The sequence below is a fragment of the Microbacterium schleiferi genome (genome assembly GCF_020781975.1).
GTDB lineage: Bacteria > Actinomycetota > Actinomycetes > Actinomycetales > Microbacteriaceae > Microbacterium.
Genome location: NZ_JAJGNI010000008.1, coordinates 115,738 through 132,144, shown reverse-complemented (window position 1 = coordinate 132,144; position 16,407 = coordinate 115,738). Strand labels below are relative to the sequence as shown.

The 16,407-nt window shown below is 66.5% G+C and carries 12 protein-coding genes; 5 read left to right on the top strand and 7 right to left on the bottom strand.

Annotated features, from left to right (window positions below; genetic code table 11):
• Window positions 1–31 precede the first annotated feature (31 nt).
• The 3 genes from sucB to LL236_RS11060 form a co-directional block, all read right to left on the bottom strand.
• The gene (gene sucB, locus LL236_RS11070; protein ID WP_228178861.1) at window positions 32–1,780 is read right to left on the bottom strand and encodes a 2-oxoglutarate dehydrogenase, E2 component, dihydrolipoamide succinyltransferase; all 1,749 of its coding nucleotides are present in this window, start codon (window positions 1,778–1,780) and stop codon (window positions 32–34) included.
• 62 nt (window positions 1,781–1,842) lie between these two features.
• Window positions 1,843–3,216: a dihydrolipoyl dehydrogenase gene (lpdA, locus tag LL236_RS11065; RefSeq protein WP_228178857.1), complete on the bottom strand. Its 1,374-nt coding sequence runs from the start codon at window positions 3,214–3,216 to the stop codon at window positions 1,843–1,845.
• Entirely contained in the window at window positions 3,213–4,697 is a 1,485-nt protein-coding gene (locus LL236_RS11060; RefSeq protein WP_228178855.1) for a leucyl aminopeptidase, read from the bottom strand. The genes lpdA and LL236_RS11060 overlap by 4 nt, the downstream gene beginning before the upstream one ends.
• Window positions 4,698–4,779: 82 nt before the next feature.
• Between LL236_RS11060 and LL236_RS11055 the strand changes: the two genes are divergently transcribed.
• The 3 genes from LL236_RS11055 to LL236_RS11045 all read left to right on the top strand — a co-directional run bounded on the left by LL236_RS11055 (window position 4,780) and on the right by LL236_RS11045 (window position 7,993).
• Window positions 4,780–5,697, top strand: a complete 918-nt coding sequence (locus LL236_RS11055) for a proteasome assembly chaperone family protein (protein WP_228178854.1) — start codon at window positions 4,780–4,782, stop codon at window positions 5,695–5,697.
• 227 nt (window positions 5,698–5,924) lie between these two features.
• Window positions 5,925–7,298, top strand: a complete 1,374-nt coding sequence (locus LL236_RS11050) for an RNA polymerase sigma factor (protein ID WP_308017273.1) — start codon at window positions 5,925–5,927, stop codon at window positions 7,296–7,298.
• The gene (locus LL236_RS11045; RefSeq protein ID WP_228178849.1) at window positions 7,295–7,993 is read left to right on the top strand and encodes a coenzyme F420-0:L-glutamate ligase; all 699 of its coding nucleotides are present in this window, start codon (window positions 7,295–7,297) and stop codon (window positions 7,991–7,993) included. Before LL236_RS11050 ends, LL236_RS11045 begins: the two co-directional genes overlap by 4 nt.
• A gap of 7 nt (window positions 7,994–8,000) precedes the next feature.
• Here LL236_RS11045 and LL236_RS11040 read toward each other — a convergent pair whose 3' ends face one another.
• Window positions 8,001–9,017 carry a sugar-transfer associated ATP-grasp domain-containing protein gene (locus tag LL236_RS11040; protein WP_228178847.1) on the bottom strand — a complete coding sequence of 339 codons (1,017 nt, stop codon included), beginning with the start codon at window positions 9,015–9,017 and terminating at the stop codon, window positions 8,001–8,003.
• Window positions 9,018–9,049: 32 nt separating this feature from the next.
• Entirely contained in the window at window positions 9,050–9,265 is a 216-nt protein-coding gene (locus LL236_RS11035) for a DUF7455 domain-containing protein (protein WP_374198029.1), read from the bottom strand.
• A gap of 166 nt (window positions 9,266–9,431) precedes the next feature.
• Here LL236_RS11035 and LL236_RS11030 point away from each other — a divergent pair, with 166 nt between their 5' ends.
• Window positions 9,432–11,504, top strand: coding sequence for a DNA gyrase/topoisomerase IV subunit B (locus tag LL236_RS11030; protein ID WP_374198028.1), 2,073 nt, complete (start codon window positions 9,432–9,434; stop codon window positions 11,502–11,504).
• Between the two features lie 31 nt (window positions 11,505–11,535).
• Here the strand turns inward: LL236_RS11030 and LL236_RS11025 are convergent, their stop codons facing one another.
• The gene (locus tag LL236_RS11025) at window positions 11,536–13,995 is read right to left on the bottom strand and encodes a DNA gyrase/topoisomerase IV subunit A (RefSeq protein ID WP_228178840.1); all 2,460 of its coding nucleotides are present in this window, start codon (window positions 13,993–13,995) and stop codon (window positions 11,536–11,538) included.
• Window positions 13,996–14,066: 71 nt separating this feature from the next.
• Here LL236_RS11025 and LL236_RS11020 point away from each other — a divergent pair, with 71 nt between their 5' ends.
• The gene (locus LL236_RS11020; RefSeq protein WP_228178834.1) at window positions 14,067–15,188 is read left to right on the top strand and encodes an alkaline phosphatase family protein; all 1,122 of its coding nucleotides are present in this window, start codon (window positions 14,067–14,069) and stop codon (window positions 15,186–15,188) included.
• Window positions 15,189–15,210: 22 nt separating this feature from the next.
• On the opposite strand, the gene sepH is transcribed toward LL236_RS11020, so the two are convergent.
• On the bottom strand, window positions 15,211–16,257 hold the full coding sequence (sepH, locus tag LL236_RS11015) for a septation protein SepH (RefSeq protein ID WP_228178832.1): 1,047 nt from the start codon (window positions 16,255–16,257) through the stop codon (window positions 15,211–15,213).
• Window positions 16,258–16,407: the final 150 nt, after the last annotated feature.

Below are 16,407 nucleotides of genomic sequence, written 5' to 3'. Positions count from 1 at the left end.
GATACGTTCCTCCGGGCTCGACGCCGATCCGTCAGATACCGAGGTCGCCGGCGAAGTCTGCCTCTTCGAGGCGGGCCTTCACGGCGCCGAGGAAGCGTGCAGCATCCGCACCGTCGATGATCCGGTGGTCATATGACAGTGCCAGGTAAACGTACGAGCGGACCGAGATCGCATCCTTGCCATCAACCTGCACGACACCGGGGCGCTTGACGACGGTGCCGGTGCCGAGGATCGCTGACTGCGGCAGGAAGACGACCGGCGTGTCGAAGAGCGCGCCTCGGGAGCCGGTGTTGGTGAGCGTGAACGTGCCGCCTGCCAGCTCATCGGGCTTGAGCTTGTTCTCGCGCGTGCGCGCCGCGAGGTCAGCGATCTCGTGCGCGATCTGAGCCAGGTTCTTCGTCGCAGCATCCCGCAGTACCGGCGTGAGCAGGCCCCGCTCGGTGTCGACGGCGATCGAGAGGTTCTCGCTTGCCGGGTACACGATCGAGCCCTCGTCGACCGTAGCATTGATCACGGGGTACGCCTGCAGGGCCTCAGCGGCTGCCAGCGCGAAGAAGGGGAGGAACGACAACTTGTCGCCAGTCTTCTTCTGGAAGTCGCCCTTCACCGCATCCCGGAACGCCGCGACCTTGGTGATGTCGACCTCGACGACCGTGGTCAGCTGAGCTGTCGACTGCATCGACGCGACAGCGCGCTCGGAGAGAACCTTGCGCAGACGCGACATCGGCTGCGTGGTCCCGCGCAGCTCCGAAACCTCGCGTTCAGAACGCTTGGGCGCCTCGCTCGCGGCTGCGGGAGTTGCCGCCGACTCGGCAGCTGCCAGGACGTCCTCCTTGCGGATCCGCCCTCCAACGCCTGTTCCCTTGACGTTCGAGAGGTCGACGCCCTTCTCCTGCGCCAGCTTGCGTACGAGCGGGGTCACATAGGTCTTGCTGTCGCCGTCAGCCTCAGAGCCGGACTCGGTTGCAGCTGCCTCGGTCACCTCGGACGAGGTCGCGGGGGTCTGCGCGGTCTGGCTCGGCTCTGCCGACTTCTCTGGCTCAGCTGCCGGCTTCTCCGGCTCGGCAGCAGGCTTCTCGGGTTCCGGGGCACTCTGCTCGGGCTCAGACTCCGGCTTCGGCTCTTCGGCGGGCGCGGGCTCAGGAGCTGACTGCTGCGGGGCGCCGTCCCCGATGCGGGCGAGCGTCGCGCCGACCGAGACTGTCTCGTCTTCCTGCACCAGGATCTCCTGCAGCGTCCCCGCGACAGGGGACGGGATCTCGGTGTCGACCTTGTCGGTGGAGATCTCCAGTAGTGGCTCATCGACCTCGACCGTGTCACCGACGGCCTTCAGCCAGCGGGTCACTGTGCCTTCCGTCACGCTTTCGCCGAGTTCGGGGAGGACGACGTCCTTGCCCCCACCGGACGCGGCAGTCTGTGCCTCGGGGGCAGGCGCGGGCGCAGGCTCTGGGGCCGGCTCGGGCTGCGGCTCCGGCTCGGCCTCCTGGGGCGCCTCATCCTGGGGGGCCTCCTCGGCGGGAGACTCCGACGACGGTGCTGACGAGCCATCACCGATCTTGGCGAGGACTGCACCAACCTCGACGGTCTCGTCCTCGTCCACGAGGATCTCCTCGATCACGCCCGAAACGGGGGAGGGGATCTCGGTGTCGACCTTGTCGGTCGAGATCTCGAGAAGCCCTTCATCGGCCTGAACTGTGTCTCCCACCTTCTTGAGCCAGCGGGTCACCGTTCCCTCCGTAACACTCTCGCCGAGTGCGGGGAGGACCACGGAAGTGCTCATGAGCTTGTCTCCTTCAGAATGCCGATGTCTTTTCCAGCTTAGTGATTCTGCGGGTGCGGTCGTCAGATCGCGTGCAGCGGTTTGCCCGAGAGCAGCAGGAGCGCCTCGCCCAGCGCCTCGCTCTGTGTCGGATGGGCGTGAATGAGCGGAGCGACATCTTCCGGATGCGCGTCCCACCCCACGAGCAACTGCCCCTCGGTGATCAGTTCGCCGACCCGATCTCCGACGAGATGCACGCCGAGAACGGGACCTTCGCGACGGCGCACGACCCGCGCGAACCCGGATGTTCCCAAGATCTCGCTCTTGGCGTTCGCGGCCAGCGGGATCTCGGCGGTCTCGACAGCGTCTTCGCCGAAGCGTTCGATCGCGGCAGCCGTCGTGAGGCCCACCGACGCGACTTCGGGACTGGAGTATGCAACGCGGGGCACTACCTCGTCCGCTAGCGGGGCAACGGCGAGCCCCGCTATCCGCTCCGCCACCGCGATGCCGTGAGCGAACCCGCGATGGGCAAGTTGCGGGCCCCGGACGATGTCGCCCACCGCCCAGACGTGCGGCGCGCTCGTGCGCAGCTCGGCATCCGTCACAACGAAACCGGCGTTGAGTTCCACGCCAGCATCCTCGAAGCCGAGACCTGCGGTCGCAGGTATGCGGCCCGCGGCGACGAGGACGTAGTCGGCGGTGCGCGTCGAACCATCCGACAACGTCACCGTGACCCGATCCTCGCCGGCATCGACGCCGGTGCACGATGCTCCGAAGCTCGCCGCAATCCCGCGCTTGCGGAACGCTCGGAGCAGTGCGGCACTGCTGGCCTCGTCCTCGGAGGGAAGCAAGCGTGCCAGCGGCTCGATGATCGTGACCTCGGCGCCAAATGAACGCCAGATACTGGCGAACTCGACACCGATGACGCCGCCGCCCAGGATCACGACCGATGACGGCACCTCGTCGAGTTCCAGCGCGGTGTCGCTGCTCAACACTCTTCCGCCGAGCGGCACGTCCGCAAGCTCGCGGGTGCGTCCCCCCGTCGCGAGGACGATGTCGGATGCCGACAGAACACGGTCACCGACGCGCACCCGTCGATCAGCTTCGAGGTAGCCGTCACCGGTGATCGTCACGACTCCGCGTGCGGCGAGAAGTCCTGTGAGGCCCGCGTGTTTCTTGCTGACGATCTTGCGCCGGTAGTCGTGGACCGCAGCAATATCGATGGCCTCAAAGCTCGCGCTCACGCCGTGATGGGCAGCGTTGCGCACGACATCGGCAACCTCACCAGAGTGCAGCAGGGCTTTCGTGGGAACGCAACCGCGATGAAGGCAGGTGCCACCGACCTGGTCTCTTTCAACCAGAGCGACGGTCCGTCCGAGCTCCCGGGCGCGCAGCGCCGCCGCATAGCCCCCGGAGCCGCCGCCGAGGACGATGATGTCGAAGCCGTCCTCGCTCATCGGCGCGCCTCGCTGAGCACGAACTCGATGAGGCTGCGGGTCGTCGCGGCGGTCGGTCCCTTGTCGGTGAAGCCGAACGCTGCCCCCTTGTTCATGCCGACGCCGGCGATGTCGAGGTGAACCCACGGGATGCGCGCTTCGTTGCCGTCGGCTTCGCCGCGTGTGCCGACGAAGTGACGAAGGAACAGCCCTGCGAAGAGAGATCCACCCGCGGGATCGCCGACCTTCGCGTTGCGGAGATCCGCGATAGGCGAGTCGAGTTCATCCACCATGTGGTCGGGAAGCGGCATCTGCCAGGCGAGTTCGTTGACGCGATCGGCGGCTGCGAGGTATCGCGCGACGGCGTCGTCATCTCCCATGACGCCTGCGTGTCGCGTTCCCAGTGCCGTGGTGATCGCACCCGTGAGGGTTGCGACGTCGACGATGAGGTCGGGATGCTCGCGGCTGGCGGCGACCAGTCCGTCTGCGAGGACGAGCCGACCCTCGGCATCCGTGTTCAGGACCTCGACCGTCGTGCCGTCGGCGATGCGAAGCACATCGCCCGGGCGGATCGCAGTCCCCGAGGGCATGTTCTCGGCCAGGCACAGCCACGCCGACACTCGCACGGGAGCGCCGATCCCGGCAACGGCGCGAAGCACAGCAAGCACGGTTGCAGCTCCGCACATGTCGTACTTCATGTCGATCATTCCGGCGGCGGGTTTGAGCGAAAGCCCACCCGAATCGAAGGTGATGCCCTTGCCGACCAGAGCCACATGGCGCGTCGCGCCGTCCGGCGCATACTCGGCGCGTACGAGGCGCGGGGGGCGCGCCGAGCCGCGGCCGACACCGAGGATGCCGCCGAACCCGCCCGTTTCCAGTTCGGTCTCGTCCCACACCCGGACTGTGGCCGGGAGCTCACGCAGCAGGTCGCTGGTCGCCTGGGCCATATCGGCAGGGCCGAGAGCGTCGGCAGGGGTCGTCACGAGGTCCTTCACCAGCGCGACTGCCTCGATGACGGCGCGAACCCGAGCCACATCCGCTGGCGAAACCGCCGCGGCGGTGTGAACGACGACGCGGGTAGCACGCGGCTTGGGCGGCTCCTTCTTGAAGCTGGCGAAGCTGTAGGCGCCGAGCCCTGCACCCTCGGCTGCTGCAAGCGCCGTGTCTGCTGCCTCATGGAAGGGCAGAGCGACAGCGACCGACGCGAACCCGGTGAGGGTGCGGCATCCGATACCGACGGCGTTGCGAACTGACGCGGCGTCTCGCCCCGCGCCGCTACCGACCACGGCGACGGGCTTGGCGAAGAGCTGCGGAGCCGCCACGCGAGCGTACGACCCGGACGAGCCGGTGAACCCGATCGACTCCAGGCTCTCGCGCAAACCGGGAAGCGACTCCCACTCGTCGTCAGTGGTTGCAGAAACAAGAGGGACGACCATCACCACCGCGTCTGCGTCGTGTTCGGTAACCGGGGCTTCGCTGAAATCGACGACAGGACTGGCCATGCATTCATCCTAGGTCGGGGGTGTTCGCTCTGAGCGGCACGCGTCGGGGCGGTCGCCGCGACCACGCGCCTAGCATGGAGGCATGACTTTGTCGGTACCCGTCTATCACCGCGTCGCCAGCGCTCCGCCGGTGCCCGCGGGTCTGCCGCTCGTGATCGCGCTCACCGGTTTCACCGACGCTGGCTCCGCCGTGAGTCGGATCGTCACGTATGTGAGGGAAGACCTGGAGCCGACCCCGATCGCGGTTTTCGAGAACGACATCCTTCTCGACTACCGTGCCCGTCGCCCGGTCATCTCCTTCGAGCACGACCACCTCACTGACTATCGTCCTCCTCGGCTGGAGCTCTCTCTCGTCCACGACGCGCTGGGTCAACCGTTCGTCGCGCTCACGGGATACGAGCCGGACTTTGCGTGGGACTCGTTCACGGCAGCGGTCCTTGACCTCGCCGCGGAACTCGACGTGTCGAGCGTCACGTGGGTGCATGCGATTCCGATGCCCGTGCCTCACACGCGCCCGTTGGGAACCACGGTGAGCGGCACCCGGACGGAACTGACGGCGGCTCACTCGGTATGGCAGCCCGAGACACAGGTGCCTGCGACTGTCGGCCACCTTTTGGAGTATCGCTTTGCCGAGACCGCTGCGGATGTCGCGGGTTTCGTGCTTCTCGTCCCTCACTATCTCGCCGACACGCAATATCCTGCAGCAGCTCTCGCTGCGCTGGACAGCGTGACGGTTGCCACCGGACTGGTCTTCGCGGGAGACGAGCTCCGCGAAGAGAACCGCGAGTATCTCGAGAAGGTGCAGGAGCAGGTTGGTGGCAGCGACGAGCTGCAGCGAATGATCGAGACTCTCGAAGAGCGCTATGACGCCTACATGGCTGGGGCCACGAACGCGACGCCGATCATCCACACCGGTGACCTGCCGACCGCGGACGAGATTGCCGCGGAATTGGAGCGCTACCTCGCGACCCGGCCCGCCGGCGACGACGACAAGGGCTGATCGCCACCTGTGCGACTGGAATAGGTAACGCCTCAGAGAGGTTGTATTGGGTATCCGTTCGCGTGGCCAGGGGAGTAGGCCAGGAATCGCGCACGGAGTATGAGACAATAATGGTTCGACCCATTGTCACCCGCGACCGTCACACGCCGCGGGACTTGACAAGGGTCTTACTAGCGTCCGAAACCAACAGCGCGGCAATCAGATCGCCGTGCGCTGAGAGGCGAAACGTGACCGCAAGCACGACATCCACCCGTACGCGCGCTAAGAAGGCCGACGCGGACGAGCTGGCGCCCGAGATCGAGAGCGACGACGAAGTCGCCACGACTCCTGCCAGCAAGCGTCCCGCCGCCAAGAAGCGTAGCGGCGCCGCGGGTGCGAAGGCCAGCACCAAGAAGACATCCAAGAAGAGCGCGGATGACGACGACGTCGACGAGGATGAAGAACTCGCCGAGGCTGACGTGGACGGCGACGATGAGGGCGAAGATGACGACTCTTCGGACTCGGAATCGTCCGATGACGCTTCCGACGCGCCGGCCGCGAAGGATGCCTCCGACGACGGCGACGACTCGGACGACGACGAAACGTCCGGCAAGCCGGTGTTCACCGAGCCGCTCCCCAGCGGCGCCATCGTCATCACGTCGAACGACGAGGATGACGTCCCGATCTACTCAACGCAGATCACCGGTGCGACAGCTGACCCGGTCAAGGACTACCTGAAGCAGATCGGTAAGGTTCCGCTGCTGAATGCGGCCGAAGAGGTCGAGCTCGCTATGCGGATCGAGGCGGGTTTGTTCGCCGAAGAGAAGCTCTCGAACATGACGCCCGCCGAGAAGTCCAGCCAGCTCGGTTTGGACCTGCAGTGGATCGCGCGCGATGGTCAGCGCGCCAAGAGCCACCTGCTGGGTGCGAACCTGCGTCTGGTCGTCTCGCTCGCCAAGCGCTACACGGGTCGCGGGATGCAGTTCCTCGACCTCATCCAGGAGGGCAACCTCGGCCTCATCCGAGCTGTTGAGAAGTTCGACTACACCAAGGGCTTCAAATTCTCGACCTATGCGACGTGGTGGATTCGTCAGGCGATCACCCGCGCCATGGCGGACCAGGCGCGCACCATCCGTATCCCGGTACACATGGTCGAAGTCATCAACAAGCTCGCCCGCGTCCAGCGTCAGATGCTGCAGGACCTGGGTCGCGAACCCACCCCCGAAGAGCTCAGCCGCGAACTGGACATGACCCCCGAGAAGGTCATCGAAGTTCAGAAGTATGGCCGTGAGCCGATCTCGCTGCACACGCCACTCGGTGAGGACGGTGACAGCGAGTTCGGTGACCTCATCGAGGACACCGAGGCTGTTGTTCCTGCCGACGCGGTCGGGTTCACGATGCTGCAGCGCCAGCTGGAGTCTCTCCTCGACTCCTTGTCGGAGCGAGAGGCCGGCGTCATCCGGATGCGTTTCGGACTCGGCGACGGTCAGCCCAAGACGCTCGACCAGATCGGCGACACGTTCGGTGTGACCCGTGAGCGGATCCGCCAAATCGAGTCGAAGACGATGGCCAAGCTTCGCCACCCGTCGCGGTCGCAGTCGCTGCGGGACTATCTGGAATGACCGGCGTCGCCAACGAGGGGAAGGCGCTCGAAGTCGATATCGACGGCGCGCGCTATCGACGGATTCCGATCCGCACGCGGGTGGTCATGCCCGGCGATGATCTCGATGACATCATCCGCGAATACGCCCTCGAGCACGCTGCCGCCGGCGACACGCTGTTCGTCACCGAGAAGATCGTCGCGATCACACAGGGCCGCTCGTACGCGGTTTCGGACATTCAGCCGCGCAAGCTGGCCCGATTCCTGGCGCGCTACGTGACCCGAACTCCGTACGGGATCGGACTCGGAATGCCCGAGACGATGGAAATGGCGCTGCGCGAGTGCGGCACACCCCGCATCCTGTTCGCGGCGGCAGTCTCCGCGGTCACGAAGGCGTTTGGGCGCTCCGGCGACTTCTACCGGATCGCCGGCGACCGTGCCCGCGCCATCGACGGCCCGACGAGCGGAACCATCCCGCCCTACAACAGCGCCGTCGTGCTGGGCCCGGAGCGTCCCCGAGAGGTAGCTCAGCATCTGAAGACGCTGCTGGCGCCGGGCGTCGAGGTCGCGGTGGTCGACATCAACGACCTCGGCGGGAACATCCTCGGGTCGACCCTTTCGAAGACCGACGAGAAGACGCTGCTCGCTGTGCTTCGCGACAACCCGCTGGGCCAAGGCCACCAGTCCACGCCGCTCGGGATCGTTCGCGCCGTCTAGCCGCCTCTCAGAAGCCGATTGCAGCCCGGTACCGGGGCTTGTGGCCGGTGCGGATGCCGGTCACGCTGGGCTTGTTCTCATAAACCCCTGCCGCCCAGTTGCCTTCGACGAGGACAGGGCCGGCGGGAGTCACGACGACATCCCACCCCACGTAACGCACCGTCGGAACGACACGTGCTACCTCATCGATGAAGGTCTTCACCTCGCCGAGCATCGGCAGAGTGAAGTCGGAGATGCGGCGTCCGGTGTCGGGGTGCAGCTCGTGCACGTTGCCGTGCGAGTCGTATCCGGCGCCGACCGCACGGCCGTCGTCGTCGAGCATCGAATAGAAGCCGCCGAAGCTCATCTGGTCGCTGACTTGTCCTCGGCCGAACTTCTGCGCCATCGCGAGGATATGTGTGCGTTCGCCGTCGAAGAAGGTCGTCACCCGGGTCGTGTTGACCGTGCCCGGGCAGAAAGCCGCAAGGTCAGGATGCTGCGTGATCACTTCTTCGGCGAGAAGCTCTCCGCGGTCGAGCAGACCCCTGTGGAACGCCGACCAGTCGGTGACGGCATCCGCCCGATAGCGGTGCACGCCGGATCCCGCTTGACCGACCGGTTCCTTGACGATGACGGTGCCGTGGCGCTCGACGAAATCGCGGAACTCGTCCGCGTTGTCGGGCGTGATCGTCATCCATTCGCGATGGAGAAACGGCGCAAACGTCTCGTTGAACGTGATCTTGTTGTGGAACTGGGAACGGTGGCGCGGATCGTCGTATCGCTGTGACAGCTCGTTCGAAACGGGATGCGTCATATAGGTGTCCCGTTCCGCGCGGGTCAGGGTCGCGAAGTCATAGTCGACGTAGTCCTGGAATCCGACCTGACGCACGCCCGCCGACCAGAGCATGTCGGCGAGCACGGCAGGAGTCCAGCGATCGTGCTCCCGTGACGTTTCGCGCGCGCGTTGCCACAGCGACACGACGTCGATCTGTCGTGCCCGCGCGGCGCGGTAGTGCATCCGCGTCCGCGGATCAAGCGAAGCCATTCAGGGTGTGCAGGACTCGACGTGTGCTGAGCTCACTCAGCGCTGAGACGGTGCGTCTCGTCGTGCCAGCTCGTCGCAACCTCGCGCAGCTTCTCTTCGTAGCGGCGTCCGTGGTGGGCGCAGAAGAGCAGCTCGCTGCCGTTCACTTCGGCGGCGATGTAGGCCTGAGCGCCGCACGAGTCGCAGCGGTCGGCGGCGGTAAGACGGCTCTCGATGACGTCGATCTCTGCGGGGGAAAGGGTAGCCATGGTCATGCCTCCTCGGTGCGTCACTCCTGGCGGTGTCATGACATACAACCACGGGGATGTTTCGGGTATGCCGCTATTGGGTCACATTTCGCTGAGCGCGTACGGCAGCCCCCAGTGCCGCGTGGCTCCCCGTCGATCCTGTCCACGCCGCGTAATCTGAACGATTGTGACCGCCGAGTACTCCGCCCATCATCTGCAGGTGCTCGAGGGCCTGGAGGCTGTGCGCAAGCGCCCCGGAATGTACATCGGATCGACGGATTCCCGCGGTCTGATGCACTGCCTGTGGGAGATCATCGACAACTCGGTCGATGAGGCGCTGGCCGGCCACGGCTCGACGATCGAGATCGTGCTGTACGCCGACGGGAGCGTCGAAGTGCGAGATCGAGCCCGCGGCATCCCCGTCGACATCGAGCCTCGCACGGGACTGTCCGGCGTCGAGGTCGTGTTCACGAAGCTGCACGCCGGCGGAAAGTTCGGGTCCGGTTCGTACAGTGCGTCGGGCGGTCTGCACGGCGTCGGGGCGTCAGTCGTCAATGCCCTGTCGGAGCGTCTGGATGTCGAGGTAGACCGCGGCGGCAAGACCTGGGCGATGTCGTTCCACCGGGGTGAACCGGGCGAGTTCGCGGGCCCCACGCCGGACTCCGCCTTCACACCGTTCGAGAAGAGCTCGACCCTTCGCGTGGTCGGCAGGGCTCCGAAGGGCGTCACCGGAACACGCATCCGCTACTGGGCCGATCGGCAGATTTTCACGCGCGACGCATCCTTCTCGCTCGAAGACCTACAGCAGCGGGCCAGGCAGACGGCCTTCCTCGTACCGGGCCTGTCGATCACGATCACCGACGAACGTGACCCCGAGGCGCCGCTCACGACGGAGTACCGCTTCGACGGTGGGATTTCGGAGTTCGCGGAGTTCCTCGCTCCGGACGCCGCGGTCACCGACACCTGGCGGCTGCAGGGCACGGGTACCTTTACCGAGACCGTGCCGGTACTGCAGGCATCCGGGGCCATGGTGCCGACGGAGCTGGAGAGGACGTGTGAGGTCGACGTCGCGGTGCGGTGGGGGACCGGCTACGAGACCACGATGCGCTCGTTCGTGAACATCATCGCTACCCCGAAGGGCGGCACGCACCAGCAGGGGTTCGAGGCCGGCCTCATGAAGGTGATCCGCACGCAGGTCGAGCAGAATGCACGTCGGCTGAAGGTCGGCAACGACAAGCTCGATAAAGACGACATCTTGGCAGGCCTCACTGTCGTGCTCACGGTGAGACTCCCCGAGCCGCAGTTCGAGGGACAGACGAAGGAGGTTCTGGGCACCCCTGCCGTCCGCCAGATCGTCTCGACCGTGGTTGCCCGGGAACTTGCTGCGCGATTCTCCTCGTCCAAACGTGACGACAAGGCGCAGACCTCGCTGCTGCTCGACAAGGTCGTCGCTGAGATGAAGGCGCGCATCTCCGCGCGCGCACACAAAGAGACCCAGCGACGCAAGAATGCGCTGGAGTCGTCGTCCCTTCCCGCGAAGCTTGTCGACTGTCGCTCGAACGACGTTGCCGATTCCGAGCTTTTCATCGTCGAGGGTGACTCGGCGCTCGGTACCGCCAAGCTCGCGCGCAACAGCGAGTATCAGGCGCTGCTCCCGATCCGCGGAAAGATCCTCAACGTTCAGAAAGCGTCGATCAGCGACATGCTCTCGAACGCGGAGTGCGCGTCGATCATCCAGGTCATCGGTGCCGGTTCAGGTCGGTCGTTCGACATCAGCACCGCGCGCTACGGCAAGGTGATCCTGATGAGCGACGCCGATGTTGACGGCGCCCACATTCGTACGCTGCTGCTCACCCTCTTCTTCCGTTACATGCGACCACTGATCGAAGAAGGACGGGTGTTCGCCGCCGTTCCGCCGCTTCACCGCGTCGTCGTGAAGCATCCGGGGTCCAAACCCAACGAGACGCTCTACACGTACAGCGAGGCGGAGCTTCATGCCCTGCTGAACCGCCTCACGAAGGCCGGCCGTACGTGGCAGGAGCCCATCCAGCGCTACAAGGGTCTTGGTGAGATGGATGCCGAGCAGCTCGCGACCACGACGATGGATCGCGCGGGTCGCACTCTGCGTCGGGTTCGCGTCCAGGATGCGGAGGCTGTGGCATCCGTTTTCGAACTGCTCATGGGTAATGACGTCGCACCGCGACGCGAGTTCCTGATCGAGTCGTCCGACCGGCTCGCCCGCGAACGCATCGACGCCTGAGCGGTTCCCGGCAACAGCGCCGGCGTCGGGCTCAGCGGACGACAGTGCCGATCGCGGCGACGCCGGCTTCGAGCGAGACCCCGGACGCGTCGCGCTTGGCGCCGGCGGGGGGCAGGGTTCGTGCTGCACCGTCTTGCGCCACTGCGCGCGGGTCGGAACCTGCCCAGGCCAGAACCAGGCGATCCTCACCCTTGAGCAGTCGGTGCGCGCGCACACCGCCGGTGGCGCGACCCTTCGGTGGGAATTCGCTCAGCGGCGATACCTTGCCCGAACTCACGTCTGCACCAGCAAGTGCACCTGCACTTCCCGCCGCCGTCACCACGACCGCCTCGGCAGCTTCCATGGCCGGGATCACGGCGAAGCCGATGACGGCAGCGCCCGAGCCGAGACGGATACCGGCCATCCCGCCGGCTGCGCGCCCCTGAGCCCGCACCGCGCTCGCGTCGAAACGCAGCAGCTGCGCATCGTCGGTGACGAAGAGAAGTTCGGCATCGTCGGGAGCCAGCGCTCCGCCCACGACAGCGTCGTGGGGCTTCAGGGAGATGATCTCGATCTCGTCGCGGGCGGCGATTTCGCTCGGGAGGACGCGCTTGACGACACCCTGGGCGGTACCCAGCGCAAGGGGGATCGTCCCATCGAGCGGAACGATCGCGACAACGTGTTCACCGCCCGAGAGCCCGAGGTAGTGGTCTGCGCGGGTTCCCGCCGCCAGTTGCACCGAGTTGCCGGGGACGGACGGGAGGTCGACCGGCGTAAAGCGCACGAGGCGTCCGCGGGTCGTCAGGGCCCCGAGGTGCCCGCGAGTGGTCGCGTCGGCGGCGCTGCGGATCGCATCATGCTTCGACCGCCGTGTGGGCGACACGATCCCGCCGCCCGTCGCCTCCGGATCGAGGTCAGCCCGAACCATTCGGCCTGTCGCCGAGAGGAACACACGGCAGGGAGTGTCGGCGATCTGCAGATCGACGGGTTTCTTCGACGACGACCGTGACGCAACGGGGCCGCCGTTGAGCAGCAGCGTGCGGCGGGGCGTGCCGAACGCCTCAGCCGCGGCATCCAGTTCGGTGGCGACCTGCGCGCGGATCAGCTTGTCGCTCGCAAGCAGCGCCTCCAGCTCGGCGATCTCAGCCTTCAACGCGTCGCGCTCCTGCTCGAGCTCGATGCGCGAGAAGCGGGTAAGCCTGCGCAGACGAAGCTCAAGGATGTACTCGGCTTGCGGCTGGGAGAGGTCGAAGACCTCCATGAGTCGTGAGCGGGCCTGCTCGCCGTCATCCGAGGTGCGGATCACCTGGATGACTTCGTCGATGTCCACGATCGCGATCAGGAGGCCCTCGACCAGGTGCAGCCGCTCGCGCCGCTTTCCCAGGCGATGACGGCTGCGCCGCGTCACGACCTCGATGCGGTGCCTGACGTAGACCTCGAGCATTTCCTTGAGGCCGAGCGTCTGCGGCTGCCCCTCGACGAGCGCCACGTTGTTGATGCCGAAGGAGTCCTCAAGTGGCGTCAGTCGGTACAGCTGTTCCAGCACGGCATTCGGGTCGAACCCGGTCTTGATGCCGATGACCAGCTGCAGTCCGCGGTGGCGGTCGGTGAGATCGGTGACATCGGCGATGCCCTGCAGCTTCTTGGACGTGACGGCATCCTTGATCTTCTCGATCACCCGCTCGGGGCCGACGAGGTAGGGAAGCTCGGTCACCACCAGGCCGGTTCGTCGCGGCCCCAACGACTCGATCGACACCTTCGCGCGGGTCCTGACCGAGCCTCGGCCCTTCGCGTAGGCATCCTTCACTCCGTCGAGGCCGACGACGATGCCTCCCGACGGGAAGTCCGGTCCGGGAACGAACTCCATGAGCTCTTCCACGGTGGCCTCGGGGTTTTCGAGCAGATGGATCGCGGCTGCCACGACCTCGATGAGGTTGTGCGGCGCCATGTTCGTTGCCATGCCCACCGCGATGCCCGACGCGCCATTGACGAGCAGGTTCGGGAAGGCTGCGGGCAGCACCGCGGGCTGCTGGAACTGCCCGTCGTAGTTCGGGATGAAGTCGACGACGTCTTCATCCAAGTTCTCGGTGAGCGCAAGCGCCGGGGCCGCCAGTCGCGCCTCGGTGTATCGGGGAGCCGCGGGACCGTCATCGAGCGACCCGAAGTTTCCGTGCCCGTCCACGAGGGGCACGCGCAGCGAGAAGGGCTGCGCGAGGCGCACCAGGGCGTCGTAGATCGCCGCATCGCCATGGGGGTGGAGCTTTCCCATCACCTCGCCGACGACGCGCGAGCTCTTGACGTGCCCGCGATCGGGCCGCAATCCCATGTCTGCCATCTGGAAGAGGATGCGCCGCTGCACAGGCTTGAGCCCGTCGCGTGCATCGGGAAGTGCGCGGGAGTAGATCACCGAGTAGGCGTACTCGAGGAACGAGCCCTGCATTTCAGCTGCGACGTCGACATCCTCGATCCGCTCGGCGACCTCAGCGGGCTGGGGGGGACGGGATGACGGCATGACAAAACCTCGAACGCTGGGACGGACGCACCTCGGCCTCCGGGAAGAGGGGCCGTGGGAGACTGGCGTGGATGCCGATCACACTACCTGCGCACTCGCCGAGAACCCGGAGCCTCACCGACGTCGTGCCGGAGATGTTCCGTTCGCTGCGCGGGGAGAGCATCTGGCTGCGACCCGCCCAGAGCACCGTCCTCGTCATGCTCGACGGAGTGGGCGCTGCACAACTGCGGGCACGCGCCGGCCACGCGAGGTTTCTGGCGAGCATCAGCGGCATCCGCGACGTCGCCCGTACGACCTTTCCCTCGACCACAGCCAGCGCGCTCACGGGCCTGCTCACGGCGACGGATCCCGGACAGAACGGGATGCTCGGGTACCGGGTTCGTGTCCCCAAGACCGGCCGCGTTGCGAACCTGCTCCATGGCTGGGAAGACGGCGACCTGCCCGACGATTGGCAGCAAGAGCAGCCGCTCACTCGTGCGCAGGCCCGGCACGCGCCGGTCTTCGTGGTCTCGAAGCCGGAGTTTGCCACGACGGGCTTCACCCGCGCGACCACCGACGGAGCCCAGTTCGTCGGGGTCACCGACCTGGACGAGCGGATCGCCCGTGCGGGTGCACTCGCGGCGCAGCATCCGGGCAGTTTCACCTACCTCTACGTTCCCGAGCTCGACGGCATCGGCCACCGCGCCGGCTGGGAGTCCGGGGCGTGGACGGAGGGCCTCGAACGCGTGGATGCCTCCCTTCGCGACCTCGTGCGTGCAGCGCCGCAGGCCGGCGTGCTCATCACCGCCGATCACGGAATGATCGATGTCCCAGCGAGCCGTCACGTGCTCCTGGACGACGGCGATCCACGGCTCGAGGGCGTCGCCGATATAGCGGGCGAACCGCGGATGCTGCATCTGTATACGGAGCCTCAAGCGGCTGACGCGGTGGCGGGCGTGTGGCGAGCCGCCGATGCCGACCGCGCCTGGGTGATGACCCGTGACGAAGCCATTGCCGCCGGGGTGTTCGGGAGCGTGCGCCCGACCGTCGCTGATCGGATCGGTGATGTCCTTGTCGCCGCACGAGCCCGGGTCGCCTACTACGACAACCGTCTCGACGACCGGTCACCGCAGCGCATGGTGGGGCAGCACGGATCGCTCACGCTCGAGGAGTCAGTCGTCCCCCTGCTACGAGCTGGCGCATACGCAGTTTGACGGCGTTGGGCCCGGGGTCGGGCTACTCGTCAGAGCGAGCGCCGAAAACGATCTCGTCCCACGTCGGTAGGGACGAGCGACCGCGCCTGCGGGATGACGACAGCTGTGTGGCTTCCAGATCCGCCGGCTCCTCGTCGGCCGCCGTTGCAGGGGGAGTGGTGGTCTCGTCGTATCCGGGCTCGAGCGCATCGAACAGCGCAACCGGCGAACGTTCTGCCTCATCGGTCGAAGGCTCCGGAGCGGATTCGCGCTGGCCGCGACGACGGCGCAGCGCTTCGAGCAGATCCGCTGTCTCCGGAGAGGTCGTCACGACAGGGTCGGCGGCGCGCTTGGTCGCCGCCTCACGGACCGCGGCGCTTGCGCGTTCCGGGGTGCGCTCAGCGGGGCGCTCCGCGTCGCGTGCCTGATCATCGTCTCGCCGAGGGCCGAACGCGCCGGAGTCGAACCGTGAGTCATCCTTCGACGGCGACGGATCAAGGGCACGCAGCCGCGGGATGAGACCGTCGGGGAGTGCTCCTTGCCTCGACAGCTGCGTTGCATCGGTGTTCAACGGCGACAGCCCCGTACGTCGCGGGTCAAAGCCCCAGCGCGCATCGCGGTCGACATCACCGGTGCGGAACTCGAGCTTGATCACCCAGCCCGTCGCATCCTTCCAGCTCGTCCACCGCTCCGCGGTGGCACCCGCTTCAGCGAGCTTCGCGCGCACCGCCGCACCGAACGTGGACTCGCCGTCGGGTTCCAGCTCTGCAGAAACGAGCACCGGGACTGCCAGCGCCTGGCTGAGGACGTGCTCTCGTTCGGCCAGCACGGGACCTTCGTACCGGCGCACATCCTCGACACGAGCCCCGAGAAGCTCCGCGACCTCTTCTGCGCTGAGGCCGGCGCGGATCTGCGTCTGGATGTCTCGAGGGCTCGGGCGAGCAGCAGATGCGTCGGACTCGCGTGCCCGGCGGGCCCGGCGGACCTCGAATGCCAGTGCATCATCGAGGGCGAGCGTGAACCTGTCGCCCGACTCTGTTGCGAGGATCAGCTGATCGTCTTCCGTCGCGATGACTTTGAGCTGTTCCATCCCACGCTCCTCCCGTGCCTCTTCGGCGTGTCGGCCCCATGCTGGCACACCGTTCGCCTGCGTCAGGGAATATCCATCGCGCGCCGCCCGTTTCGTCCACGTCGGCACACGGAGTGAGCATTTGCTAAATCCCGATCCGTCGTGCAAACT